Origin of the sequence: Microvirga aerilata (assembly GCF_016743775.1) — a bacterium.
GTDB classification, from domain to species: domain Bacteria; phylum Pseudomonadota; class Alphaproteobacteria; order Rhizobiales; family Beijerinckiaceae; genus Microvirga; species Microvirga aerilata.
The window spans coordinates 178,658-203,179 of record NZ_JAEQMY010000003.1; the positions used below are offsets into that span (position 1 = coordinate 178,658).

Genomic DNA, 24,522 nt, shown 5'->3' on the forward strand with positions numbered 1-24,522 from the left:
TGCCCGCGCGGTCAGGCCGTCTTGGCGAACAACTCGCGCCCGATCAGCATGCGGCGGATTTCGCTGGTGCCGGCACCGATTTCGTAGAGCTTCGCGTCGCGCAGCAGGCGGCCGGTCGGGTAGTCGTTGATGTAGCCGTTGCCGCCGAGAAGCTGGATGGCATCGAGCGCCATCTTGGTGGCGTTCTCGGCAGCATACAGGATGGCGCCGGCGGCGTCCTCGCGGGTGGTCTCGCCCCGGTCGCAGGCCTTGGCGACTGCGTAGACATAAGCCTTGGCGGCGTTCATGGTCACGTACATGTCGGCGACCTTGCCCTGCACGAGCTGGAATTCGCCGATGGCTTGGCCGAACTGCTTGCGCTCGTGAATATAGGGCAGCACCACGTCCATGCAGGCCTGCATGATGCCCGTGGAGCCCGCGGCCAGCACGGCGCGCTCGTAGTCGAGGCCGGACATGAGCACGTTGACGCCCCGACCCACCTGACCGAGCACGTTCTCCTCCGGCACCTCGCAATCCTCGAACACCAGCTCGCAGGTGTCGGAGCCGCGCATGCCGAGCTTGTCGAGCTTCTGATGCGTGGAAAAGCCCTTGAAGTCCTTTTCGATCAGGAAAGCCGTCATGCCGCGGGGGCCTGCCTCCGGGTCGGTCTTGGCATAGACCACCAGAGTATCGGCGGTAGGGCCGTTGGTGATCCACATCTTGTTGCCGTTGAGCACGTAGCGGTCGCCGCGCTTTTCCGCGCGGGTGCGCATGGACACCACGTCGGAGCCGGAGCCCGGCTCGGACATGGCAAGCGCCCCGAGATGCTCGCCGGAGATGAGCTTCGGCAGGTAGCGGCGCTTCTGGTCCTCGTTGCCGTTGCGGCGGATCTGGTTCACACACAGATTCGAATGAGCGCCGTAGGAGAGGCCGACGGAGGCGGAGGCGCGGGATATCTCCTCCATGCCGATCACGTGCTCAAGGTAGCCGAGGCCCGCGCCGCCGTAATCCTCTTCCACCGTGATGCCGTGCAGGCCGAGCTCGCCCATCTGGGGCCAGAGGTCGCGCGGGAACTGGTTGGTGCGGTCGATTTCCTCGGCGCGCGGGGCAATCTTGTCCTGCGCGAAATCGCGCACGGTCTCGCGAATGGCATCGGCGGTCTCGCCGAGATCGAAATTGAAGCCTTTGGCAGCGTTCGGCAGCATGTGATTCCTCCCAGCTCCACTCATCAACCCGAAGGGGTGCGCGATGGATTGCTTTTATGATCAACCATTTTGGTCAGCATTGCTGCCCTTATCAAGGCTTGATCATCAGGAAAAGAGCAGAGGCGGTCACCACCACGCCCGGCCATTGGTTGTAGCGGGCAAAGAAAAAGCTCCCCGACCTTCGCCGGAGAGCCGTGTTTCAAGGCGCTGATGATCTTCCAGGGCTTCTGGAGGTTCGAGCCGGTTGCCGGCAGGCTACCCTGACCTTGCGCGGGAACTCAGAGGAACAAGTCGTCTGCAACGAGAGAAGCAGGCTTGTTCTTCAGCAGGATCTGGAATTCCGCCGCAGCATCTTTGTCTGTGCTGCCGGCCAGAATACCCGTCTTCGCATCGTAGCGAAGCTCTCCGGCTGCCGTGAAGGGACCCTTTCCAAAAACCAGGGCGGTGAAGGCGCTGTTGCCCTTCTCCTTGGTGTGGGCGTCAATCCCGTGCAGGTCGATGCGGTCCGTGCCGGATACGAAGTCGACGATGACGTCGCGACCGCTCTTGTTATGGCCGGTGTCGCTCCGCGCGGAGAAGCAGAAGGTATCCTGCCCCGCGCCACCCGTCATGGTGTCTCGGCCTTTACCCCCGGTGAGCACATCGTCGCCAATGCCGCCACTCAGGCGGTCGTGACCATCGCCGCCAATGAGCTGGTCGAGGCCGCTCCCGCCGATGAGAACATCGTGGCCCTTGCCGCCATTGAGCTTGTCGTCGTTTCTGGTTCCGGTCAGCCGGTCATCGTGCCTGCCGCCCCTGATGTGCTTTCCCGCATGATGGCCATGATCGTCATCGCCATCGTCGTCGCTCAGAGGCGGCAGCCCAGGAATCGCCTTCTGCACATCCTCGAAACCCCAGACGACGCCGTCCGAGAAGACGATTTTCTCGATCAAGCCGCTGGTCTCCAGGTAATCCTTGATCGTAAGCGTTTTGTCATCCACGGTCAGCCGAATAGCATCGCTGTCGGCGAGAACCGAAAAAGATACCGCCGTGGATGCCGCAGCGACGGTCAGGGTGTCGGTGCCGCCAGCATCCTCGAGAACGCTGAAATTGCTGTCATGGCCCCAACTGAAGATGTTGTTGCCAAATCCTCCTTCGAATTCGTCATCGAAATTGTCGTCGGAAGATTTCTTAGCGGAAGAATTGCTCATGCTGAAACTCAATGCTGAAAGTAAAACGGCTCGGTGGCCTACTGCATAGCTTAATTTTCAGCAATCGAGGGAGGCAAGAAAAATAAGATCCCGCCTCTTTGCGCAAATGTTGTTCTCAGTTTGCTTTTAAGCAGTGAGATTGGGCTTGACCTATTCGTCGATGCTTGCCGTCTGAACGGCATCCATGTTGCGGCAGACGCCTTGAGCCTTGAGACGCCCATGATCGCGCGGGTCGCAGGCGCTCTGGACGAACATGCGCCACTGGTTTTCGGTGCCGTAGAACGTATTCCGGTCCACGTCCCCCTTCACGCCCGGCACCCGGCCGGTGGTCGTGAACTGCCAGAAGGTCCAGCGTCGGTTGTTGTAGCGCACATGCGGCTCGGCAGCCGTGCTGCGGATCCAGTAGGGATAGTCGTTGTACTCGCCTTCCAGGATCTCCTTATGGAAGGTGATATCCGTGTAGATGATAGGCCGCTTGCCGGTATGCGCTTCCATTTCGCGCAGCATCACGTCGATCATGGCGAGCGCCTGCTCGCGCGGAACCTTCTTGGGGCAGTTTACGGACTGGCCGTTCCACTCCACGTCCAGAACCGGGGGGAGGGCCTCCGGGTCCTGCGGCACGTTCCGCTTGAACCATGCCGCCTGCTCATGGGCCGGGCGGCACCAGTAGACGAAATGGTAAGCGCCGCGCGGCACGCCGGCTCTCTTGGCGGCTGCCCAGTTCTCGTGGAATTTGCTGTCGATGTGGTCGCCGCCTTCGGTCGCCTTGATGAAGGCGAACTTGGTGCCGGCCTGACGCAGCGACGCCCAGTCCACGTCGCCCTGCCACTTGGAAATGTCGACCCCATGAATCGGCAGCCGGTGAGCGGTTGCGACGCCGTCATGCGGCCGGGCATCGCCCTTCGACGGGTAGCGGCTCGAGGAGGAGGGCGCGATGGCGCAGGAGGCAAGCCCAAGGGCAACAGCGGCAAGGGCGCCGAACCGGGCAACCCGAACGAACGTCGTCAGGCCAGAGTTCTTGGAACGGCTGGGGGAGCGGCGGCGATTCTTCATCGGTTCAACTGTAATCTACGCAGGACTGGACTGCACCAGGGATGCCTGAAGACCGTTAACAGGCCCTTACGGCAAAAGCGCGAAACAGTACTACAGATTAAACCACGCGGTCGCGATCCCCAAAAAGGAGAAGAACCCGACGATATCGGTGATGCTCGTAACGAAGGGGCCTGACGAGACGGCAGGGTCGACCCCGAGGCGGTTGAGCGTCAGCGGCACGAAGATGCCCCCAAGAGCCGCGAAGACCAGGACCGTGATGAGAGCAAGGCCGATCACCACGCCCAGCTCCATCGATTGGAACCAGAGGCCTGCTAACGCGCCCATGATGATGGCGAAAACCCCTCCGTTGAGGAGGCCGACCGCCGCCTCGCGACGGATGATGCGCCAGGCGTTGGAGCGGCCGAGCTCCCGGGTTGCGAGAGCGCGGACGGCGACCGTCATGGTCTGGGTGCCCGCATTGCCGCCCATGGAGGCGACGATGGGCATCAGGATGGCAAGCGCCACCATCTTCTCCAGGGAGCCTTCGAAGAGGCGGATGATGCTGGAGGCGACCAGCGCGGTGCACATGTTGGCGAAGAGCCAGGGAAAGCGGCTCCTCTGGATGTAGAAGATGGTATCCGAGAGTTCTTCGTCCGACTTAACGCCGCCGAGCTGCTTGATGTCGGCGTCGGCCTCTTCTTCCAGCACGTCCACGATATCGTCGACCAGGATGACGCCCACGAGCCGGTTGGCTTCGTCCACCACTGCCGCCGAGACGAGGTTGTAGCGCTCGAACAGGCGCGCCACATCCTCCTGGTGCTGGGTCGCCTCCACCCGGTCGGGCTCGTCGTTCATGATCTCCTGGATTGTGACCGGGCGCTTGGAGCGCAGAAGCTTGTCCAGGGGCACGGCGCCCAGGAGATGCCCGGCCGGGTCGATGACGAAGATCTCGTAGAAGGTTTCGGGCAGGTCGGCCGTGTCCCGCATGAAGTCGATCGTCTGCCCCACCGTCCAGAAGGGAGGCACGGCAATGAACTCCGTCTGCATGCGCCGGCCGGCGCTGTCTTCCGGGTAGTCCAGGGAGCGCTGGAGCGCGACGCGCTCGATGGCGGGAAGCTGATCGAGAACCTCCGCCTGCTCCTCCTCGCGCATGCTCTCGAGAATCGTGATCGCATCGTCGGAATCGAGCTCGCGCACGCCTTCCGCGACGGTCGAGGTCTCGAGCTCCTCGAGGATTTCCTCGCGAACCGCCTCATCCACCTCGGTCAAGGCGGCAAAGTCGAAGGATGCGCCGAGAAGCTCGATGAGGCGAGGGCGCTGATCCGGGTCCAGGGCTTCGAGGAGATCGCCCAGCTCGGATTCGTGGAAGTCTTCGACCAGCTTCTGCAGGCGCTCGGCCTCGGAGGCGTCGATGGCATCGGCGGCGGCGGCCAGGAACTCCGGATTGAGCTCGCCCTCCTCGTCCCGGAAGGCCAGGACCTCGGTCTCCGGCCCGTCGGGCTGCGGAAGCGGCGTCTTGTCTTCGACTTCCATCATGAGCCGTCCTCAGAAGGTGGGTCACCGGCCTTTTAGGTGCGTGCGCAAGCCTGCGCAACGTGCCCGAAAGGCTTTGTCGGAGAATCGGTTGGCGGATGTTCCTGCAGGATCGAGGCAGGCGCTTGGGAAAACGGTTCAGGTGTCTTTCGGTGCCATGCGGCGACGGTCAACAAAAAAGGCCCCGTGAAGGGGCCTTTTGTCGTCAGCACACGGGGTGCTGAAGAATTGGTGCGGTCAAGAGGACTCGAACCTCCACGGGTCTCCCCGCTACCACCTCAAGGTAGTGCGTCTACCAATTCCGCCATGACCGCGAACTCGTCGTCAGGAAAGGTTTTCCTGAAGAGGTCGCCGCTCTAGCAGATCGATTGGGGCACTGCAAGCCCTTCCATGAAGCTTGGCATCATTGAAAGGACCGAATGGCTCCGTTGCAGATCAGGGGATAGGCGATAAGCCTCTGTAACCACTATATAAGCTAAAGTTTCCGGAGCGTGAGAGTTGACCTGCGCTCCCCAAATAATGGGGCAGGCCTTCTGGTGCCGGACCCTGCACGAGAAGGTGAATCGGTGTCGAACCTGCGAGACGGCTTGGCCAAACAATTTTACGCCGAAGGCGGCTCCGAGCCTGTGGAATGGGCCATCTCCGATGGCCGCGTTCCTTATGAAGAGGCTGTTGCTTTCATGGAGGCCAGGGCCGAGGCCATTGCCGAGGGCAGGGCCCGCGAGCTGGTGTGGCTCGTGGAGCACCCGCCGCTTTACACGGCCGGCACGTCGGCCAAGGAGGCCGACCTTGTCGAGCCGGACCGCTTTCCGGTTCACCAGACGGGGCGCGGAGGGCAATACACCTATCATGGCCCCGGCCAGCGTGTGGCTTACGTGATGCTCGATCTCAAGCGCCGGGCTCCCGACCTGCGCCGCTATGTGGCCGCCCTGGAGGCGTGGCTGATCGCGACGCTCGATGCCTTCAACATCCGCGGGGAGCGGCGGGAGGATCGGGTCGGCGTCTGGGTGCGCCGGCCTGACAAGGGCGAGGCCGCCGAGGACAAGATCGCCGCCATCGGCATTCGCGTGCGCCGCTGGGCCACCTTCCACGGGGTCAGCCTGAACGTGGAGCCGGATCTTTCCCATTTTTCCGGAATCGTTCCCTGCGGCGTCACCGAGCACGGGGTCACGAGCCTCGTCGATCTCGGCATTCCCGTGACGATGCCCGAGGTCGATGCGGCGATGCGCAAAACTTTCGAGGATATCTTCGGGCCGACCGTCAGGGTGGAGATACCGTTGCTCCCGGGCAACGGCTCCTAGGATTTTCGCCTGCGATACGGCAAGGCTTCTCCTCAACCCCGCTTCATGCTCTAAGCTGGTGCAAACGGCTGATCACTGGCGGAACTTTCATGCAACGCGTCTTCCTTGCCTCCCTCGTCGCCCTGGCCGCCTCGGCCTGCGCCTACCGGCCCGAGCCGACGGAGCTTGTCAAAATCGTCGATTCGCCGGCCGATATTCGCGCCTGCACGCGCCTCGGCGAGGTCAGCCCCGTCACTCCGACGACCGGAACCCATGCGCAGGTCAATGTGGCTTTCGGCGTGACCGTCGGCCGATCGACCTTCGGCCGCGCCACCGACGATATGCTTCAGGCAACCGTCGCGCTGGGCGGCACCCACCTCTACCTGCAGCAGGTCTCTCAGGATTGGTCGCTGGTGCGCGGCATAGCCTACCGGTGCGGGCGCGGCACTGTCCGCCAGCAAACGGTCATTCGTGCGAAAGGCTGATGTGAAGCGCTGCTGATCGCGGTTGCGCGGCCTCCCTGGTTCTAGGTACTGACCTTGAGGCCCTCCGGTTCGACGCACGGGGCCGAAGACAAGAACAAGGGAGTCCGACGCCGTGCCCGTGATCGCCACCTCAGCCGACCTCTCCTCGGAATCAGCGCGGGCGAACCGCGCCGCCTGGGCGGATCTGGCCCAGGACCTCCAGGCCAAGCGGCTGGCCGTAGCCGAAGGCGGTCCGGCCAAAGCCCGGGAGCGGCATCTCGCCCGCGGCAAGCTCCTGCCCCGGGAGCGCGTGATGCGCCTGCTCGATCCCGGTGCGCCCTTCCTGGAACTGGGATCGCTTGCCGCCCACGGCATGTACGAGGACGCGATCCACGGGGCCGGCATCATCACCGGCATCGGCCGGGTCGAAGGCCGCGATGTCATGATCGTCTGCAACGATTCGACGATCAAAGGCGGCACCTACTACCCGATGACGGTGAAGAAGCACCTGCGCGCCCAGGAAGTGGCGCGCGAGAACCGTCTGCCCTGCATCTACCTCGTCGATTCCGGCGGCGCGAACCTGCCGCACCAGACTGAAGTTTTTCCCGACCGGGATCATTTCGGGCGCATCTTCTACAACCAGGCGACCCTGTCCTCGCTCGGCATCCCGCAGATCGCCTGCGTCATGGGCTCCTGCACGGCGGGCGGCGCCTATGTGCCGGCCATGTCGGACGAGACGGTGATCGTGCGCCGCCAAGGCACCATCTTCCTCGGCGGCCCGCCCCTGGTGAAGGCGGCCACCGGCGAGGTGGTGTCGGCGGAGGATCTCGGCGGCGCCGACGTGCATGCCCGCCAGTCCGGCGTGGCGGATCATTACGCCACCGACGACGTTCATGCGCTCGCCATCGTGCGCCGCATCGTCGGCACGCTGAATACCCGCAAGAGCATCGACATTGATCTCGCCGATCCGGTGGAGCCGAAATATGCCATCGACGATCTCGACGCGATCGTGCCCACCGACCTCAAGAAGCAGTACGACATCCGCGAGGTGATCGCCCGCCTTGTCGACGGTTCCGAGTTCGACGAGTTCAAGCGCCTCTACGGCACCACCCTGGTGACGGGCTTCGCCCGGATCTGGGGCATGCCGGTGGGCATCATCGCCAATAACGGCATCCTGTTCTCGGAAAGCGCCCAGAAGGGCGCGCATTTCATCGAGCTCTGCTGCCAGCGGCGCATCCCGCTTCTGTTCCTGCAGAACATTTCCGGCTTCATGGTGGGCCGCCAATACGAGGCGGGCGGCATCGCCAAGGATGGCGCCAAGCTGGTGACGGCGGTGGCCTGCGCCCAGGTGCCGAAGGTGACCCTGCTGGTCGGCGGCTCGTTCGGCGCCGGCAATTACGGCATGTGCGGCCGCGCTTATTCCCCGCGCTTCCTGTTCACCTGGCCGAACTCGCGCATTTCCGTCATGGGCGGCGAGCAGGCGGCGAGCGTTCTGGCAACCGTCAGGCGCGACAACATCGAGGCCGAGGGCAAGGCTTGGACCGCGGACGAGGAGGAGGCCTTCAAGGCGCCGATCCGGGGCAAGTACGAGGAAGAGGGCTCGCCCTATTACGCCACCGCGCGCCTGTGGGACGACGGCATCATCCTGCCGTCCGAGACCCGCCGCGTGCTGGCGCTGGCCTTCTCGGCAGCCCTGAACGCGCCCATTCCGGAGACGAAGTTCGGCGTGTTCAGGATGTAGCCCTAAGGGCTCTCGTCGCGGTAAAGCCGCTGGTCTATTCGGCTGCCTGCCTTGCGGGCTTGCGCCCTCTGGGTCTTGTTTCGCGAGCCTGGTTCTGAGCCTTGATCGCCTCCGCCTCGGCGACCGTCTTGCGGACCTCTTCATCGACGCGGCGATATTTCTCGTCGAGCTCACGCCTATGCTCCGCCTTCATGGCGGGTTCGGCGAGGTCGGTGACGCCGATCGGGTCGAAGAAGCTCATCACGGCCATGCCGGTTGCCTGAGCGTCGTGCCTTTCCCGTGTGGCCTGCGCGTCAGCCAGGGCGGCATGCACGCCGGAACCCATGGTGTCGGGATCGACGGCAGGAGCGGCGGGAGGGGAGGCTGTTGTCTGATTGCAGGCTGTCAGAAGGGGGAGCGCCGCGAGAAACCCTAATAAAGGAAGTCGATGAAGCATCATGGATGTGCCCCTGGGTTAAGGCACTCTATGCTTACCATAAGATTATTTTCTGAGCCCTCTCCAGACATATAGGTCTCGTTGCGTCATGCGCGGATCAGGGCATCCGCCCCTGCGCCAGCGGCACGAGGGGCGCTCAAGGATTGGGTTTGCGGCTCGGGATCGTCCGCCGGGCTGCGCTGGCTTTTTGCCGCTCCAGCCTTTCGGTTTCAGCTGCGGCGGCATCTGCTTGAGCAAGCGCCTTTGCGGATTCCTCGTCGATCCTGCGCGACTGCTCTTCCTCGATCCGAGCCTGCTCTTCCTCGATGGCAGCCACCCCGTAACCGGACAGGCCCGTCGGGTCGAAGCTTGCGGCTTGGTTGAGCGCGAACGACGTGACCCGGTGCCTTACTTGCGTGGCCTGGGCCTCATTGATGGCGGCGAGCGCACCGGAGCCGATGACGCCTGGCTCGGGCGTCACGGTCTGATTGCAGGCCGTCAGGAGCGGCAACATGGCCAATGTGATGCTCAAGAGGACATGCTTCCGAAGTGGCATTTGGCGATTCCTGAAAAGGAAAGCCTGCCATAAGCTCAATTGCCGGAAACCTCTTCGAATGGAGAGGAAAGGCTACGGTGGGTGAGGTGGGTCATGGCGAATGAGACCGCTTTCGATGCTTCCCGCAAGGCGCGAACGTCCTATGCATCGCAAATCATGCGTCTGGCCGGCGTTGCGGATGCCCGCATCGAGAGGGCTTTTGCCCAGGTGGTGCGCGAGGCTTTCCTGCCCCCTCCACCCTGGACCGCGATCAGCATGGGGGCAGCCCTGGTCACGCGGGATCTTGCCGACATCTACGACAACGTGCTCGTGGCCATCGATCCCGAGCGCGGCATCAACAACGGGGAGCCTGCCCTTCATGCTGCCTGGTTCGACGCCGTCAGCCCGCAGCCGGGCGAGAGCGTGATCCAGGTAGGGGCGGGCACCGGCTACTACACGGCGATCCTGGCGCTCCTCGTCGAGCCCGGCGGTCATGTGGAGGCCTTCGAGTATGAGGCTGATCTGGCGGCCCAGGCCAAACGGAACCTGCGAGACTATTCGAACGTCACGGTTCACGCGGGCTCGGCCTTCGGACGCGTGCTGCCGAGCGCCGACATCGTCTATGTGAATGCCGGCGTGCTGGCGCCGGATACGGAATGGCTGCGGGCGCTCAATCCCGGCGGACGGCTGATCTTCCCCTGGCAGCCGCACAAGGGCTGGGGGCCTGCGGTTCTGGTAAGGCGACAGGCGGCAGGGCTGAGCGCCCGTTCACTGATGAATGTGGGGTTCATCTCCTGCAGCGGCACGACGGAAACCATCTCTGTCAGGCACCTGCCGACCGAGGCGGACCTCGCAGCCATCCGATCCCTCTGGACAAGAGCCGAGCGAGCGCCCGATGCCAGCGCCGTTGCCGTCTACGAACAGGTATGGTTCTCGTCGGAAGAAGTTTGAGCGAACATCAGGTGTAATCAGAAGCTCGCCGCCCTTTTTCGCTCCGTCGACATGAAAGATCTGCCCGCGGATGCCTCTAGTGTTCACGTCAAGGTTCTTCCGGGTCCAAACAGCTAGAAACGACCCATTCCTTGAGCTGGATTACGTCTGAACCTTCCTGGGAGTTCTGTGTGAAGGTGTTGATCAGGAATTTGGGGCCTAGGCCCACAGAGCTAAGGTGCGGGCATGGTGTGAGCCCCTCATCTTGGCAGCGTGGAGCGGCACCGACTTATGGTTCGCTGGCGAACCCGCAGGAATCCCCTCCCAGGAATGTTGCGGCCCGGCAACACCCTCAAACCTTCAACATCTTGCCTCCCTTGGCCTAAGCTCCGCCGCGATCCCGCCATAAACCGGGAGCACCTCATGAAGCTGGCTAAAGTGTTTCAAAACCAAAGCTTTACGGCACGTAACCTGGGGCGGGACCCGGATTAAGGCTGTTGGGCTGATCCACCTTCAGGATCATTGCATCGGTGGTGCGGCACATGGCAGATCACGGGGGTTCCATCGCGGGTGGATCTCCTCGTGGGAACCGGTAGAATCGAAGAGTTTCAGACCATGGATGCGCGCCTGATCGACAAGTCGAAGCTGCCGAGCCGTCACGTGACGGAGGGGCCCGCGCGCGCGCCGCATCGCTCCTATCTCTACGCCATGGGGCTGACTCGTGAGCAGATCGGCCAGCCGCTGATCGGCGTCGCCACCTGCTGGAACGAGGCCGCCCCCTGCAACATCTCGCTGATGCGCCAAGCGCAAGCCGTGAAGAAAGGCGTGGCGGCCGCCAGCGGGACCCCGCGCGAGTTCTGCACCATCACGGTCACCGACGGCATCGCCATGGGCCACCAGGGCATGAAGGCGTCGCTCCCGTCCCGCGAGGTGATCGCGGATTCGGTCGAGCTGACCATGCGCGGCCATTCCTATGACGCGCTCGTGGGCATGGCGGGCTGCGACAAGTCCCTGCCGGGCATGATGATGGCGATGGTGCGCCTCAACGTCCCGTCGATCTTCATCTATGGCGGGTCGATCCTTCCCGGCACCTTCAGGGGCCGGCAGGTGACCGTGCAGGACCTTTTCGAAGCAGTGGGCAAGCATTCCGTCGGCGAGATGTCGGACGAGGATCTCACCGAGCTCGAGCAGGTGGCCTGTCCGTCCGCCGGCGCCTGTGGGGCGCAGTTCACCGCCAACACCATGGCGACAGTGTCCGAGGCCATCGGCCTGGCCCTGCCGTATTCGGCCGGCGCTCCGGCTCCTTACGAGATCCGCGACCGGTTCTGCGCTGCGGCGGGCGAGCAGATCATGGACCTGATCACCAAAAACATTCGCCCACGCGATATCGTGACCCTCAAGGCGCTGGAGAACGCCGCGACCGTGGTGGCGGCCTCCGGCGGCTCGACCAATGCGGCCCTGCACCTGCCGGCTATCGCCCATGAGGCCGGCATCAAGTTCGACCTGTTCGACGTCGCCGAAATCTTCAAGCGCACCCCCTATATCGCGGACCTGAAGCCCGGCGGCCGCTATGTGGCCAAGGACCTGTTCGAGGTCGGCGGCATCCCGTTGCTCATGAAGACGCTTCTCGACCACGGCTACATGCACGGCGACTGCATCACGGTGACCGGCCGCACCATTGCCGAGAACCTCGCGTCCGTGAAATGGAACGATGATCAGGACGTGGTCTATCCGGCGAACAAGCCAATCACGGTGACTGGCGGCGTCGTGGGCCTCAAGGGCAATCTCGCTCCCGAGGGCGCCATCGTGAAGGTGGCCGGCATGGCCACGGACAATCAGGTCTTCCGGGGCCCCGCCCGCTGCTTCGATGGCGAGGAGGCCTGCTTCGAGGCCGTGTCCAAGCGCCAGTACCAGGAAGGCGAGGTTCTGGTGATCCGCTACGAGGGGCCGCGCGGCGGTCCCGGCATGCGGGAGATGCTGTCCACCACGGCGGCGCTCTACGGCCAGGGCATGGGCGACAAGGTGGCGCTCATCACCGACGGCCGGTTCTCGGGCGCGACCCGCGGCTTCTGCATCGGCCATGTGGGCCCGGAAGCCGCCGTGGGCGGTCCCATCGGCCTTCTGAAGGACGGCGACATCATCGCCATCGATGCGATCGACGGCACCATCGAGGTGGAGCTCTCGGACGAGGAGCTGGCGCAGCGGCGGGCCGCTTGGGCGCCTCGCGAGACCAAAGCCACCTCCGGTTACCTCTGGAAGTATGCGCAAACCGTTGGTTCTGCACGGGATGGGGCTGTCACCCATCCGGGCGGAGCCGCAGAAAAAGAAACCTATGCGGACGTTTAACCTCATCGCTGCCACCCTGTGGACGGCTCTCCTTGGCGCAGGCGCAGCCCATGCGCTCGATGCCGCGCCGCGTCCGCAACCGCTCACGCCTGCGTTGACAACCCCGGCGACCAAATACGGCTCGGCGCGCGATGCCCTGCGCAGCGGCATGCGCGACTACAATGCAGGCGACAAGATCGGCGCAGTCCAGGCGCTCGAATTTGCGGCCGGCCAGGGGCACTCGCTTGCGCTGTGGAAGCTCGGGCGCATGTATGCCGACGGCGACGGCGTGCAGCATGACAGCCTGAAGGCGTTCGAGTACTTCTCCAGGCTGGCCGACCAGCACGCGGACGAGAGCCCCGACTCCCCCAACGCCGCCGTCGTGTCCAGCGCCTTCGTGGCGCTCGGCACCTATTTCCTGGACGGCATCAAGGACACCTATGTGGCCGCCAATCCGGCCCGCGCCGTCGAAATGTTCAGCTATGCGGCGTCCTATTTCAGCGACTCGAATGCGCAGTACAACCTCGCCCGCCTTTACCTGGAGGGCACGGGCGTCAGGAAGGACGCGCGGCATGCGGCCCGCTGGTTCAACCTGGCGGCGGAGAAGGGCCATACGGCGTCGCAGGCTCTCCTGGGCCATCTGCTGATGACCGGCCAGGGCGTTCCGCGCCAGCGGGCCAAGGGCCTGATGTGGCTGACGCTGGCCCGTGAGGCCTCGACGGATTCCGTGAAGGACCAGTGGATCGCATCGCTCTACCAGGAAGCCTTCGTGGCGGCCGACGAGAGCGACCGCAAACTGGCTCTCGCCCTCCTGGAGCAATATATCCAGTCCCGCCGATAGGTTCTGCACGGGGATCCGTTGACGAGGAGCCGTGCGCGGACCACCTATCGGCAGTGCTGTTTTTCATCTCCACGAACGCTGTCTCAACGTCTGCTTCCATCTCTGTGGGCGGACGCGGCTGCAATGTGGCCCGGTTCAGGGCTGGAGGCATGACCGATGCATGCTAAGCCGCCGCAGGCGTCCGGGCGGGGGCAGAGGAACCTGGGCCTCGCTTCTCTTCTCAGACGCTTAGGCTCTCGGATCGCGAAGCCGCTGGCGGCGCGCGGCCTCATCGGGGCTCAAAGCAGCAAAGAGGCGCGCTTTCCCGACATCGCCGACCATGCCCCTGTCATGATGTGGGTCACGGACCCGAGCGGCTACTGCATCTATCTCAATCGCCGCTGGTACGAATTCACCGGTCAGAGCAGGGCCGAGGCCGAAGGGTTCGGCTGGCTGGATGCCACGCATCCCGACGACAAGGCCAGGGCCGAGGATGCCTTTCACGCGGCCAATGCGGCGCGCGCGTTGTTCCAGGTCGAGTACCGCCTTCGCCGGGCCGACGGCAGCTATCGCTGGGTGCTCGATACCGCCTCGCCGCGCTTCGGCGAAGACGGCGGCTACCTGGGTTATGTCGGCTCGGTGATCGATATCCACGAGCGCGTCCAGGCCGAGGAGCGCCTGCGCGAGAGCGAGGATCACTTCCGGCATACGGTCGAGCTCAATCCGCAGGTGCCGTGGACCGCCGATCCGGACGGGCACATCACCTCCTATTCGAGCCGCTGGCTCGAGATGACCGGGCAGGCCCCGGACGAGCCTTACGAGACCGGCTGGGCCAAGGCGATCCATTCGGAGGATCTCGCGCCGACCCTTGCCCGGTTCTCGCAAAGCCTCACTTCCGGGGAGCCCGTGGATGTGGAGTACCGCATCCACATCGCCGCGACGGGCGAGGCCCGCTGGATGCGCGCCCGCGCTTATCCACGCAGGGACGGGAGCGGCAGGATCATCCGCTGGTATGGGATCGTAGAGGACATCCATGACCGTAAGTTTGCGGAACAGGCGCTGAGGGAAAGGGAAGCTCAGCTCAATCTGGTTCTGGACGGCGCACTGGATGCCTTCCTGGCCTTCGATGCCGAGTGGCGCCTGACGGTCTTCAACACACAGGCCGAGCGTTTCTTCGGGGTGTCGCGAGACGAGGTGCTAGGCCATCCCCTCTGGGAGGTGTTTCCGCAGGCGGTCAGCACCGATATCGAGCGGCGCCTGCGCGGGGTCATGGACAGGCGGGAGGCTGAGACCTTCGAGGTTCGCTCGGCGGTGCATCCGGATCGGATCCTGGAGATGCATGCCGCTCCCAAGCTGGACGGCGGCATCGCGGCAAGCTTTACCGATATCACGGATCGGAAACAGGCCGAGGCAGCCCTGCAGGAGAGTCAGGAAAAGCTTGCCGAGGAGCGCGCTCGCCTGACGACCCTTGTCGACAACCTGCCGGTGGGCGTCTGCTTCATCGATCCCGACGGCAATCCTCTTCTGTCCAATCCGGCCTTCCGGCATTTCATCCCCAGCGGGATCATTCCCTCGCGCCTGCACGATGCGGAGGAGAGATGGCTTGCTTGGAACGACAGCGGCGAGCAGATTGTCAGGAACGACTATCCCGCGCCCCGGGCGCTTCGGGGCGAGACCGTCTCCAGCGTCGAGTTCCTGCACCGCACGGAGGCAGGCCAGGAGACCTGGACCCGCTTCAGCGGTGTTCCGCTGCGGACTGCCGAGGGCCGGGTCGATGGAGCGCTCCTGGTCATCGTCGATATCGACGAACAGAAGCGGGCGCAGGAGATGCTTCGCCGCCTCAACGAGATCTTGGAGGCCCAGGTTGCCGAGCGCACCGCCGAGCGCGACCGGGTCTGGGAGAACTCCAACGAACTGATGGCGGTTTTCGGATTCGACGGCAAGCGCCGGGCCATCAACCCCGCATGGGCCCGGGTGCTGGGCTACGACGAGCACACACTGCTCAACACGCCTTTCATGGAGATCACGCATCCGGACGACCGGGAAAGGCTCAAGGAGCAGGTGCAGAAGCTGGCGCGCGGGGAGCGCATCGCCGCGTTCGAGGACCGGCTGCGGTGCGCGGATGGAAGCTACCGGACCATTTCCTGGACCGGTGTGCCCGGCGACGGCGTCTTCTACGGCATCGGCCGCGACATCACCGAGTACCGCCAGGCCGAGGAGGCTCTTCGCCAGGCCCAGAAGATGGAGGCCATCGGTCAGCTCACCGGCGGTGTCGCGCACGACTTCAACAACCTGCTGACCATCATCCGCTCTTCCACCGATCTGCTGCGCCGCTCCGATCTTCCGGAGGAGCGGCGCAGACGCTACGTGGATGCGATCTCCGACACCGTGGACCGGGCCGCCAAGCTCACGGGACAGCTGCTTGCCTTTGCCCGCAGGCAGGCGCTGAAGCCCGAGGTTTTCGATGTGGCTGACCGGGTTCGGGGCATCACCGACATGCTGCGCACCATCGTGGGCTCGCGCATCCAGATCGTCACCGAGGTCGAATGCGAGCGCTGCTTCGTCGAAGCGGATCTCACCCAGTTCGAAACCGCCATGGTGAACATGGCCGTGAATGCCCGCGATGCCATGGACGGCGAGGGGACCCTCGAGGTGAAGGTCAAAGCCATGCCCACCATGCCGGCCATTCGCGGCCATGCGGGCGGCCCGGGAGACTTCGTGGCGATCTCGATGACCGATACGGGGACCGGCATCCCGGCCGACAAGCTCCCGCACATCTTCGAACCGTTCTTCACCACGAAGGAGGTGGGCAAGGGAACGGGGTTGGGTCTCAGCCAGGTCTATGGCTTTGCCAAGCAGTCAGGCGGCGACGTTGCGGTCGAAAGCACGGTGGGGCAGGGCACGACCTTCACGCTCTACCTTCAGCGCGTCGAGGAAGAGCCCAATGGCGATGCTGCTGGATCACCCCGGGAAGAGGCCTTGGAAACAGGCCGCGGCCGGCGGGTGCTGGTGGTGGAGGACAATGTCGAGGTCGGGCAGTTCGCAACCCAGATCCTGCAGGATCTGGGTTATGCGCCAACCTGGGCTGCCAATACGGACGAGGGCCTCAGGCTCCTGGCCGCAAATCCTGAAGGCTTCGATGTGGTGTTCTCCGATGTGGTCATGCCGGGGATGAGCGGACTCGAATTCGGACGGCTGATCCGGCAGCGCTATCCCGCCCTGCCCATCGTGCTCACATCGGGCTACAGCCATGTTCTGGCCGAGGAGGGCCGGCACGGCTTCGACCTGCTGCAGAAGCCCTATGCGGCGGAAGAACTGTCGCGCGTGCTGCGGCGGCTGGTGAGGGGCGGCAGGGCACAGGGGCCGGCTTAAGGTGCAGGCACCACTCTCTACTCGATATCCAGGTGGACGATGACCGGCACATGGTCCGACGGCTTGTCCCAACCGCGCACCTCTTTCCGGATCGATGTTGTCCTGAGCTTGTCCTGCGCCTGGGGCGAGAGCAGGAGATGGTCGATGCGGATACCGTGGTTTCGCTGGAACGCGCCCGCCTGATAGTCCCAGAACGAGTAGAGGCCAGGCTGGTCGCTGCAGGCACGGACGGCATCCATGAAGCCGAGGTTGAGCAACTCCCGGAACTTGGCCCGGCTTTCCGGCCGAAACAGAGCGTCGTTGACCCAGGCGGCCGGATCGGAGGCATCCTTGGGCTCGGGAATGACGTTGTAGTCGCCGCACAGCACAAGAGGCTCCTCAAGGGCGAGAAGGCGGCGCGCATGGGCGTGGAGGCGGTCCATCCAGGCGAGCTTGTAGTCGAACTTGGGCGTGCCGATGGGATTGCCGTTGGGAAGGTAGATCGAGGCAACCCGCAAGGCTCCGGTGGAGGTTGAGATCACGCCCTCCAGATAACGCGCCTGCTCGTCGCTCTCGTCACCGGGCAGGCCGCGGCGCACGTCCTCCAGCGGTCTCTTGGACAGGATGGCGACGCCGTTATAGGCCTTCTGACCATGGGTGACGACATTGTAGCCGAGACCCTCGACCTCTTCCCGAGGAAAGGCCTCATCCACGCATTTCAGCTCCTGCAGGCAGACCACGTCCGGATCGGCGCTTTTAACGAAGGTGGCGAGGTGATCCAGCCTCTGCTTGATGGAGTTCACGTTCCAGGTGGCGATTCGCATTCGATTGTTAGCCCATTGAAAAGTTAGGCGAATTCCTGGCGGAACTCTCTCATAGGCGCCACCATACCACCAGCATTCCCCCCAGCAAAAACTTCCTTTGGACGCCGCTGGTTCGTCCCTGCTTCATGACGTGTTGCCGCGCCGCCGGCGCTATGGCGGGCGGCAGCGCAGCAATGAAGTCGGAGTGTGTTTGGGCGCGAGCTTGCGTGTTATCAAGCCTTCATGCGCGGCACACGCGGCACCACGCTAGAAGGAGACGCAGCATGGACCGATTCACGGGCGGTTGCCTGTGCGGCAATGTCCGCATTGTGGCGTCGGGGCTCCCATACCGGGTCGGCCTTTGTCACTGTCTCGACTGCCGCAAGCATCATGGAGCTCTTTTCCACGCTTCCGCAGTGTTCCCCCAGGAGGCAGTGACGATCGACGGCGAAACACGCGACTACGCCGGGCGGTTTTTCTGTCCCCGCTGCGGCTCGTCCGTTTTCTCGCGCACCGCCGACGAGATCGAAGTGAACCTGGGGTCTCTGGATGCCCCTGACCAACTGATGCCTACCTACGAACTCTGGACCGTCCGTCGCGAGTCCTGGCTGCCGCCGTTTCCGCTCAAGAGACGATACGAGCGCGTCCGTGACGCAACGGGTCGCTTCGAGGAGTAGGGAGTGTTCTTCAGCCGCGCATCGGTTCGGGTCCTTCCAGGCGTGGCACTCGACGGATCGGTCGGCTACATACCAGCGGCCTTGCCGCTCGGGCCGCATCTCCTGTGGCATGGGCTCAAGGCGCTCGTGCCCGGCACTCCTGGTGAGTGCCCTTATCGCTCATTCATGCTGGAGAAGGCGGGTTCATGCCGAAGGTCGAGATTCACGGCTATGCCATCGTGTCGGACAATGACCGCATTGCCGATGCCTCCGGTCAGACCCCTGCCGTGCTGCGCAACGATGCGGACTGGGCCTATTTCCAGGCCGAGCTCAACAAATCGGCCCTGACGGTTCTCGGCCGCTTGGGACACGAGGCTCATGCGAACCCCAAAGGCCGTCTGAGGATGATCCTGTCCTCATCCTTCTCGGGGCTGGAGCGGCGCGATGACGGCTGGTGGTGGAATCCGGACAAACTGCCTTGGGACCGGGCGATCCAGAAAGTGCTGCCGGAGGGTGGGCGCGTTGCCGTTCCGGGAGGGCGCCAAGTCTTCGATCTTTTTCTCAGGATCGGCTACAGCGCCTTTCACCTGACGCGGGCCGAGGGAACGTTTGTTGCAGACGGTGTGCCGGTCTTTTCAGGCTGCGATGAACGCAGGAGCGCCGAGGCGGTGCTGTCCGAGAGCGGATTGAGGCCGGATATCCGCCAGATCCTCGACCCCGCTCTTCCCGTCACCCTGACGATTTGGCGGCGCCGTTCCGGAAACTCATGACTTCGCTTGGAGTTGACGTCCGATAGCGACTCGCGAGGAGAAGCCCATGCGCCATCTCATTATCCCGGCAATCCTGTTGTCGGGTTGCCTGATCGCAGGAACGGCCTGGGCTCAGGGATCCTCCGGCGGAAGCTCCAGCGGAGGCGGAGGGGCTGGCGGAGGAGGCTCCTCGACAGGCACGTCCTCGACCGGTGCCTCGGCCCCAAGCTCGACCAGGTCGCCTGGAACGTCAACTCAGCCCAATGGAGCCATCGTACCACCTTCCGCTTCAGGCACGCAGAACAATGCCACTGGCACTGGAAGCGTGAATACCGGGACCGCAAACAGCAGGGCTCCAGGGAGCACCACCAACACCGGCGTGAACGCGACCGGAGACGCAGGATCCACCGGACCTATCCCGCCTCCCGGAAGCGAGGGCAGTACAGGCGGAACGTCCTCGAGCGCCAACAGCTCCTCCACCAACCCTGACACAACGGGAACCGTATCCGGCGTCAACCGGAGGCCGGGCGAGCCCTCCGCCGTTCAGCCGACCGAGCGGGAGCGGAAGCTGTTCGAGGAGGGTGAGCAGCTGGAGCAGAAAGCCCGCGAAAGCATCTGCTCCACCTGCTAGGGCTCAAGCGGCTTCGTCGAGACCCGGGTAGTCCGTGTAGCCCTTGGTGTCGCCGCCATAGAACGTGGCCCGGTCAGGCTCGTTGAGCGGCGCACCCAGGCGGAAACGCTCGACCAGATCCGGATTGGCGATGAAGAGGCGCCCGAAGGCGACCAGATCTGCCCGGCCGTTGGAGATCGCCTCCGCAGCCATCTCGCGGTCGTAGCCGTTATTGGCGATGTAGGCGCCACGGAAGGAGCCGCGCAGGCCTTCGTAATCCACGCTCACCGCGTTCCGGTCGCCCTGGGTGGCGCCTTCGATCATATGGATATAGGCAAGGCCGAGGCCGTCGAGCTTCTCGACCACATGGCTGAAGAGAGCCTGCGGGTTTGAATCCGCAGCATCGTTGACCTTTGCGGGCGACAGCCGGATGCCCACACGTCCCTTGTCCCAGACCTTCAGCACAGCCTCGGCCACTTCGACGGTCAGGCGGGCGCGATTCTCGATGGAGCCGCCATAAGCATCTGTGCGCTGGTTGGAGCCGTCCTTCATAAACTGGTCGAGCAGGTAGCCGTTCGCCGCGTGAATCTCCACGCCGTCGAACCCGGCTTCCTTGGCATTGCGGGCAGCGTTCTCATAGTCCTGCAGGATGCCGGGGATCTCGGAGAGTTCGAGCGCACGAGGCTCGGACACTTCGGCGAAACCCTCCTCAAGGAAGGTCTTGGTCTGGGCGCGCAGGGCCGAAGGGCCAACGGGCGCAGCACCGCCGGGCTGAAGCGAGGTGTGGGAGACACGACCCACATGCCAGAGCTGAATGAAGATCCGACCGCCAGCCTTATGAACCGCGTCAGTCACCTTGCGCCAGCTGGCAACCTGCTCGTGCGTATAGATGCCCGGCGTACGCAGGTAACCCTGTCCCTGATGCGAAATCTGGGATCCTTCCGAAATCAGCAGTCCTGTGCCGGCGCGCTGGGTGTAGTAGGTGGCTGTGATGTCGCGCGCCACGTCTCCTTCCGACGCCCGATTGCGGGTGAGGGGCGCCATGACCATGCGGTTCGGCAAGGTCAGGTCACCCAGCTTGAAGGGCTGGAACAATGCGTTGGGATCGACGCTCATCATAAAACCTCGTTGCAACCTGTGGAATTATTAGAATCACAGGTCGAAACGAGATAAGAGGCCTTCAGCACGATGCAACGGAAGGCTGCCATGCAAAAATTCGATGTCTCAGGAATTCTCGCCCATTGCTTCCCGCGGGTCCGAGACTATTCGGAAGCGCTTGCCTGATCGAGCTGCCTGATTTCCGCACCATCCAGGCGCAGCGTCGTCGCTTTGACGAGGTCCTGCACCTGTTCCACGCTCGTGGCGCTTGCAATCGGCGCGGTGAGGCCCGGACGGGCCATCAGCCAAGCGAGAGCGATCTGGGCGGGTGTTGCATCCTTCCGGCCGGCGAGATCGTCGAGGGCGCTCAGGATGCGTTTGCCTCTCTCGTTGAGATAGGCAGCCATCCGACCTCCACGCACGCTCTTCCCGAAATCCGCCTCGGAGCGGTACTTGCCTGTGAGAAAGCCGCTGGCGAGGCCGTAATAAGGAATGACCCCGATCTCTTGCTGGCGGCAGAGCGGCTCCAGTTCGGCTTCGTATTCCGCGCGATCATGGAGATTGTATTTCGGCTGCAGGCTCTCATAGCGCGGGAGGCCGAGTTCCTTGCTGATCTCCAGTGCCTCCTTCAACCGGGCGGCCGTGAAATTCGATGCGCCGATGGCGCGCACTTTTCCCTCCCGGATCAACTCCTCATAGGCCCCGAGCGTCTCCTGCTGGGGCGTATCGGGATCGTCGCGATGAGATTGGTAGAGATCGATATGATCGGTTTGCAGTCGCTGGAGAGAGGCCTCCACGGCTGAGCGGATATACGTCTTCGACAGGCCCTTCTGGTTCGGTCCCATCTCGGAGCCGACCTTGGTGGCAATCACAAGCCGGTTGCGGTTGCCACGAGCTTTCATCCACTTGCCGATGATGGTTTCCGACTCGCCGCCTCGGTTGCCCGAGGCCCAGGTGGAATAGACATCGGCCGTGTCGATGAAGTTCAGGCCTGCATCGACATAAGCATCGAGCAGCTTGAAAGAGGTGGCCTCATCGGCTGTCCAGCCGAACACGTTGCCGCCGAGGCAGAGGGGCGAAACCATCAGGTCCGAGCGGCCGAGCCGACGCTGATCCATTGTCATCTCCTTGTTCGCTGCCGATCTGGGGCAGGGCGCTACGACGACAAGACGCTGGGTCTGAGATCGCACCGGCGAGCCCTGCTTCAATCAGGCCGCCGCGCTCAAGACGATGCCGCGGGCTTCTGCGAAAGCAACAAGATCGGCCTCGCTGTCGATGCGGTGGCGCTGGTCGATCATCCAGCCGTTCTCGTCGCGCACGACGATGTAGCCGCGCGCCTGCAGCCGGGACACGATCAACTGGATGCCGCCAGTCTCGTTGCGCGTCACGCCGCGTTCCGTGATGAAGCGCTCGATGGCCGCTTGAGCTGCCTGGGCAAGATCGACCGCATCCGCGCGGTTCGCCGGCTTGGCCTTGGCTTTTGCCTGAGCGAGGACACGCGCGGGATCGCGGCGGACGGACTTCCAGCCGCCGCGGCCGGAGGTTTGGGCGGATGTGGGATCCGGCTCCGCCGGGCGCGCTGCAGCGGGAGCGTCCGTGACGACGATCTTCGGCAGCGCAGGTACAGCCGGAGGCGGAGGAGCCAGGGGAGCGGCCTGCGCGACGCCCTGAACCGCCGGCAGCACAGGTTTCTTCACAGCCGACTTCGCAGCAGCCTTGGAAGGTGCAGATTTTGAAGGTGCAGCCTTAGGAGCTACGGGCTTGGGAGCTACGGATCGTACATTCTGCACTTGCATCGCCCGTTCCCGGGCTTCGCGGGCAGCTTCCGCTCGCTTCGCCTCAGCCTCTGCTCTTCCGGCTTCCGCCTCCTGCCGTTTGGCTTCGACCTCCGCCGTCCTTGCCTCGGCTTCGCGCCGGGCGGCTGCCTCGGCCGACCGCTTGACCCGAACGACAAGACGCTGGTCGATCCGGCCCTTCTCGGCAATCGCTGCCCTGGCCGCCTGAATCATTCCGGCTTCGGATGCCGCAATGGCCTCTTTCAGCCGTTCCGCCATCGCCTGCTCGAGGCCCTCAATCGCCCGGTGAAGAGCTGCTTGCGGATCGATCGTTCGAGACGACATCGCATGTTGTGGAACAGTCGCCTGCACGGGCGCAGCGGTTTCCGCCTGCGGTAAGGCACGCTTTATGGAGGGCTGCTCGGAGGCAGGCTTACCAGTTGCGGGACTGATGCGCGGGGGCTTGGCGGAATGGGCGTTTGCGACCTTTGGGCGAGCTGTTTGGGAGGCCGTTACTTTCGCGAGCTTGGAGAGATCACGCACACCGATGAGGCCGAGATCCTGCATCTTCCACCGGATCTGCGTGACGGTTCTGCCAAGTGCAGCCGCAATATGCTTGTCGGTCATCGGAGGGTCGGCAAGGACCAGCTCGCGCAGGCGCGCAACACCCGCCTCATCCCAGGACTGGTGCGGCTGGACGAGGGTGCCGATCAACCGGGCTCTCGCATAGGTTGCCGGTACCGGTCGTCCCAGCTTCGCAGCGGTCACCGGGACTGGAACCTTCGCGGCTCGGTCGCGTCGCAGGATGTCGAGTTCTTCTTCAGTCCAGACCCTGTTCATTGCAGGGCTTCTCCTTTTCTCAGCGGGGCTGGGATCCGGCGAACCTGCATCGCAATCGGGGATGAATGCCGAGGGAGGAGGATTTCGCCGGATCGGGCCGGCGACGGATAACCGTTACGTCGGCATCAAATGGGAGGGCGTCTGGTAGCTGGCACTCCGTTTGACGGAGCATGCCGCCTGAGGCCAGCGTGCGGGCCCTGGATCCGGCTGCAACTCCCGCTCATGCGCATGGCCGCGACTGCTCGCAAAGCGTTTGCTTCGCAAGGTGGTCCGTTGCGGTCTGATGAGGCCGAGCTGCAGGTGCATGAGGGATGATTCAAATCAACAGGGTGGCCGACATGTAGTCGGCTTACGGGCAAATCTCAATGCATGAATAGGCAACCCGAGGGAATGTTTCTGCTCACGATGAACACTAGCATTTTCAAGGTATTTCGGCGAGCCGAGGGCCGGCGCGTAATGATTGATTAACCATAAAAGCGCATGCTTCCTCATACGAGTCCCAAAGGATTTCGTGCATGGCTTACAGGGGACAGGGCTCATGACCGACAACACCATTGCGCAAACCATCGGCGAGAGAGTTGGTGCCGTAAGAGTGGTCGTGAATCTCATTGCTCAGACGGGCAGGGGAGATCACTTGCATGACCTGCGCGTTCTTCTCATTAACACGATGAGCCTGCTCAAGCGTGATCCTGGGATCGAAGCTGCGGTGGATGACCTTTATGCGGCGGCCGCAGTGCTCGTGCAGGACGCTTCGTCCGGAAGCGCGCCCTCCGCAAGGTCGCTCCGCCTGCTCCTGTCGGCATCCGACCGCTTCTGCAGTCGCCTGACCAGCGCGGTCGATCGCATCGGCCCGGAGCCTGAGGTTCGCCTCAAGGGTCTGGAGGCAGCTTATGCCGTGCAGCTGGAGCGCTACTCGGTCAGCCTGAGCGAGCCTGTCATTCACATGCGCTTGGCGGTTTGATACAGGTACTGCCTCTGCACTTCCCAGACTGGAAAAGCCTGCGCGGTTACGCGCTTTTTCAGCTGCCGCTCTTTCAAGTTTTGGTTGTCTTGCCTTTGTGCCGTTTTGGCGGGTCCTGTTCTGATACGACAAAGCCCCCGGCGTTTTTGTGCTCGGGGGCTATGTGGTGTGGATTGGTTGCGGGGACAGGATTTGAACCTGTGACCTTCAGGTTATGAGCCTGACGAGCT

Annotated in this window: 21 protein-coding genes and 1 tRNA gene; 11 read left to right on the forward strand and 11 right to left on the reverse strand. The window is 63.6% G+C overall.

The window, feature by feature from the left end:
* Positions 1–11 precede the first annotated feature (11 nt).
* The 5 genes from JKG68_RS03800 to JKG68_RS03820 form a co-directional block, all read right to left on the reverse strand.
* Entirely contained in the window at positions 12–1,184 is a 1,173-nt protein-coding gene (locus JKG68_RS03800) for an isovaleryl-CoA dehydrogenase (RefSeq protein ID WP_202055970.1), read from the reverse strand.
* A 278-nt stretch (positions 1,185–1,462) separates the two neighbouring features.
* Complete coding sequence (locus tag JKG68_RS03805) at positions 1,463–2,374, reverse strand: calcium-binding protein (protein ID WP_202055972.1); 912 nt, start codon at positions 2,372–2,374, stop codon at positions 1,463–1,465.
* 150 nt (positions 2,375–2,524) lie between these two features.
* Positions 2,525–3,427 (reverse strand): glycoside hydrolase family 25 protein, encoded by a 903-nt coding sequence (locus JKG68_RS03810; protein ID WP_202055974.1) that lies wholly within the window; start codon positions 3,425–3,427, stop codon positions 2,525–2,527.
* Positions 3,428–3,517: 90 nt separating this feature from the next.
* Entirely contained in the window at positions 3,518–4,942 is a 1,425-nt protein-coding gene (gene mgtE, locus JKG68_RS03815; RefSeq protein WP_202055976.1) for a magnesium transporter, read from the reverse strand.
* Between the two features lie 226 nt (positions 4,943–5,168).
* Positions 5,169–5,253 (reverse strand) — tRNA-Leu (locus JKG68_RS03820).
* A gap of 252 nt (positions 5,254–5,505) precedes the next feature.
* Between JKG68_RS03820 and lipB the strand changes: the two genes are divergently transcribed.
* The 3 genes from lipB to JKG68_RS03835 all read left to right on the forward strand — a co-directional run bounded on the left by lipB (position 5,506) and on the right by JKG68_RS03835 (position 8,424).
* Complete coding sequence (gene lipB / locus JKG68_RS03825) at positions 5,506–6,240, forward strand: lipoyl(octanoyl) transferase LipB (RefSeq protein ID WP_312890726.1); 735 nt, start codon at positions 5,506–5,508, stop codon at positions 6,238–6,240.
* Positions 6,241–6,329: 89 nt separating this feature from the next.
* Positions 6,330–6,704: a hypothetical protein gene (locus JKG68_RS03830; protein WP_202055978.1), complete on the forward strand. Its 375-nt coding sequence runs from the start codon at positions 6,330–6,332 to the stop codon at positions 6,702–6,704.
* A gap of 112 nt (positions 6,705–6,816) precedes the next feature.
* Positions 6,817–8,424: a carboxyl transferase domain-containing protein gene (locus JKG68_RS03835; protein WP_202055980.1), complete on the forward strand. Its 1,608-nt coding sequence runs from the start codon at positions 6,817–6,819 to the stop codon at positions 8,422–8,424.
* Positions 8,425–8,458: 34 nt separating this feature from the next.
* Here the strand turns inward: JKG68_RS03835 and JKG68_RS03840 are convergent, their stop codons facing one another.
* Positions 8,459–8,863: a hypothetical protein gene (locus JKG68_RS03840; RefSeq protein ID WP_202055982.1), complete on the reverse strand. Its 405-nt coding sequence runs from the start codon at positions 8,861–8,863 to the stop codon at positions 8,459–8,461.
* Positions 8,864–8,996: 133 nt separating this feature from the next.
* Positions 8,997–9,371, reverse strand: coding sequence for a hypothetical protein (locus JKG68_RS03845; RefSeq protein WP_202055983.1), 375 nt, complete (start codon positions 9,369–9,371; stop codon positions 8,997–8,999).
* Positions 9,372–9,488: 117 nt separating this feature from the next.
* On the opposite strand from JKG68_RS03845, the gene JKG68_RS03850 reads away from it, so the two are divergent.
* From JKG68_RS03850 to JKG68_RS03865, 4 genes are all read left to right on the forward strand, one after another.
* Positions 9,489–10,325 carry a protein-L-isoaspartate O-methyltransferase family protein gene (locus JKG68_RS03850; RefSeq protein ID WP_202055984.1) on the forward strand — a complete coding sequence of 279 codons (837 nt, stop codon included), beginning with the start codon at positions 9,489–9,491 and terminating at the stop codon, positions 10,323–10,325.
* Positions 10,326–10,919: 594 nt separating this feature from the next.
* On the forward strand, positions 10,920–12,650 hold the full coding sequence (gene ilvD / locus JKG68_RS03855; protein ID WP_202056013.1) for a dihydroxy-acid dehydratase: 1,731 nt from the start codon (positions 10,920–10,922) through the stop codon (positions 12,648–12,650).
* Positions 12,637–13,470, forward strand: a complete 834-nt coding sequence (locus JKG68_RS03860; protein ID WP_202055985.1) for a tetratricopeptide repeat protein — start codon at positions 12,637–12,639, stop codon at positions 13,468–13,470. Before ilvD ends, JKG68_RS03860 begins: the two co-directional genes overlap by 14 nt.
* Positions 13,471–13,626: 156 nt before the next feature.
* On the forward strand, positions 13,627–16,821 hold the full coding sequence (locus tag JKG68_RS03865) for a PAS domain S-box protein (protein ID WP_202055986.1): 3,195 nt from the start codon (positions 13,627–13,629) through the stop codon (positions 16,819–16,821).
* Positions 16,822–16,838: 17 nt separating this feature from the next.
* Here the strand turns inward: JKG68_RS03865 and xth are convergent, their stop codons facing one another.
* Positions 16,839–17,624: an exodeoxyribonuclease III gene (xth, locus tag JKG68_RS03870; protein WP_202055987.1), complete on the reverse strand. Its 786-nt coding sequence runs from the start codon at positions 17,622–17,624 to the stop codon at positions 16,839–16,841.
* A gap of 263 nt (positions 17,625–17,887) precedes the next feature.
* Between xth and JKG68_RS03875 the strand changes: the two genes are divergently transcribed.
* The 3 genes from JKG68_RS03875 to JKG68_RS03885 all read left to right on the forward strand — a co-directional run bounded on the left by JKG68_RS03875 (position 17,888) and on the right by JKG68_RS03885 (position 19,639).
* On the forward strand, positions 17,888–18,280 hold the full coding sequence (locus JKG68_RS03875) for a GFA family protein (protein ID WP_202055988.1): 393 nt from the start codon (positions 17,888–17,890) through the stop codon (positions 18,278–18,280).
* A gap of 185 nt (positions 18,281–18,465) precedes the next feature.
* Positions 18,466–19,029, forward strand: coding sequence for a dihydrofolate reductase family protein (locus JKG68_RS03880; protein WP_202055989.1), 564 nt, complete (start codon positions 18,466–18,468; stop codon positions 19,027–19,029).
* A 46-nt stretch (positions 19,030–19,075) separates the two neighbouring features.
* Positions 19,076–19,639 carry a hypothetical protein gene (locus JKG68_RS03885; protein WP_202055991.1) on the forward strand — a complete coding sequence of 188 codons (564 nt, stop codon included), beginning with the start codon at positions 19,076–19,078 and terminating at the stop codon, positions 19,637–19,639.
* A 3-nt stretch (positions 19,640–19,642) separates the two neighbouring features.
* Here the strand turns inward: JKG68_RS03885 and JKG68_RS03890 are convergent, their stop codons facing one another.
* From JKG68_RS03890 to JKG68_RS03900, 3 genes are all read right to left on the reverse strand, one after another.
* On the reverse strand, positions 19,643–20,734 hold the full coding sequence (locus tag JKG68_RS03890) for an alkene reductase (RefSeq protein WP_202056024.1): 1,092 nt from the start codon (positions 20,732–20,734) through the stop codon (positions 19,643–19,645).
* A gap of 146 nt (positions 20,735–20,880) precedes the next feature.
* Positions 20,881–21,834, reverse strand: coding sequence for an aldo/keto reductase (locus JKG68_RS03895; RefSeq protein WP_202055993.1), 954 nt, complete (start codon positions 21,832–21,834; stop codon positions 20,881–20,883).
* Positions 21,835–21,924: 90 nt separating this feature from the next.
* Entirely contained in the window at positions 21,925–23,331 is a 1,407-nt protein-coding gene (locus tag JKG68_RS03900) for a hypothetical protein (RefSeq protein WP_202055994.1), read from the reverse strand.
* A gap of 538 nt (positions 23,332–23,869) precedes the next feature.
* Between JKG68_RS03900 and JKG68_RS03905 the strand changes: the two genes are divergently transcribed.
* A complete protein-coding gene (locus tag JKG68_RS03905) occupies positions 23,870–24,292 on the forward strand; it encodes a hypothetical protein (RefSeq protein ID WP_202055996.1) in 423 nt (140 codons plus the stop codon).
* Positions 24,293–24,522: the final 230 nt, after the last annotated feature.

Bases quoted from the DNA above. Each gene is read 5' to 3' on its own strand.
- JKG68_RS03810 (WP_202055974.1), bottom strand. From the start codon at position 3,427: ATGAAGAATCGCCGCCGCTCCCCCAGCCGTTCCAAGAACTCTGGCCTG.
- JKG68_RS03900 (WP_202055994.1), bottom strand. From the start codon at position 23,331: ATGAACAGGGTCTGGACTGAAGAAGAACTCGACATCCTGCGACGCGAC.
- JKG68_RS03880 (WP_202055989.1), top strand. From the start codon at position 18,466: ATGCCGAAGGTCGAGATTCACGGCTATGCCATCGTGTCGGACAATGAC.
- xth (WP_202055987.1), bottom strand. From the start codon at position 17,624: ATGCGAATCGCCACCTGGAACGTGAACTCCATCAAGCAGAGGCTGGAT.
- mgtE (WP_202055976.1), bottom strand. From the start codon at position 4,942: ATGATGGAAGTCGAAGACAAGACGCCGCTTCCGCAGCCCGACGGGCCG.
- JKG68_RS03895 (WP_202055993.1), bottom strand. From the start codon at position 21,834: ATGGATCAGCGTCGGCTCGGCCGCTCGGACCTGATGGTTTCGCCCCTC.
- JKG68_RS03830 (WP_202055978.1), top strand. From the start codon at position 6,330: ATGCAACGCGTCTTCCTTGCCTCCCTCGTCGCCCTGGCCGCCTCGGCC.
- JKG68_RS03850 (WP_202055984.1), top strand. From the start codon at position 9,489: ATGGCGAATGAGACCGCTTTCGATGCTTCCCGCAAGGCGCGAACGTCC.
- JKG68_RS03885 (WP_202055991.1), top strand. From the start codon at position 19,076: ATGCGCCATCTCATTATCCCGGCAATCCTGTTGTCGGGTTGCCTGATC.
- ilvD (WP_202056013.1), top strand. From the start codon at position 10,920: ATGGATGCGCGCCTGATCGACAAGTCGAAGCTGCCGAGCCGTCACGTG.
- JKG68_RS03890 (WP_202056024.1), bottom strand. From the start codon at position 20,734: ATGAGCGTCGATCCCAACGCATTGTTCCAGCCCTTCAAGCTGGGTGAC.
- JKG68_RS03805 (WP_202055972.1), bottom strand. From the start codon at position 2,374: ATGAGCAATTCTTCCGCTAAGAAATCTTCCGACGACAATTTCGATGAC.
- JKG68_RS03840 (WP_202055982.1), bottom strand. From the start codon at position 8,863: ATGATGCTTCATCGACTTCCTTTATTAGGGTTTCTCGCGGCGCTCCCC.
- JKG68_RS03860 (WP_202055985.1), top strand. From the start codon at position 12,637: ATGCGGACGTTTAACCTCATCGCTGCCACCCTGTGGACGGCTCTCCTT.
- JKG68_RS03865 (WP_202055986.1), top strand. From the start codon at position 13,627: ATGCATGCTAAGCCGCCGCAGGCGTCCGGGCGGGGGCAGAGGAACCTG.
- JKG68_RS03905 (WP_202055996.1), top strand. From the start codon at position 23,870: ATGACCGACAACACCATTGCGCAAACCATCGGCGAGAGAGTTGGTGCC.
- JKG68_RS03875 (WP_202055988.1), top strand. From the start codon at position 17,888: ATGGACCGATTCACGGGCGGTTGCCTGTGCGGCAATGTCCGCATTGTG.
- JKG68_RS03800 (WP_202055970.1), bottom strand. From the start codon at position 1,184: ATGCTGCCGAACGCTGCCAAAGGCTTCAATTTCGATCTCGGCGAGACC.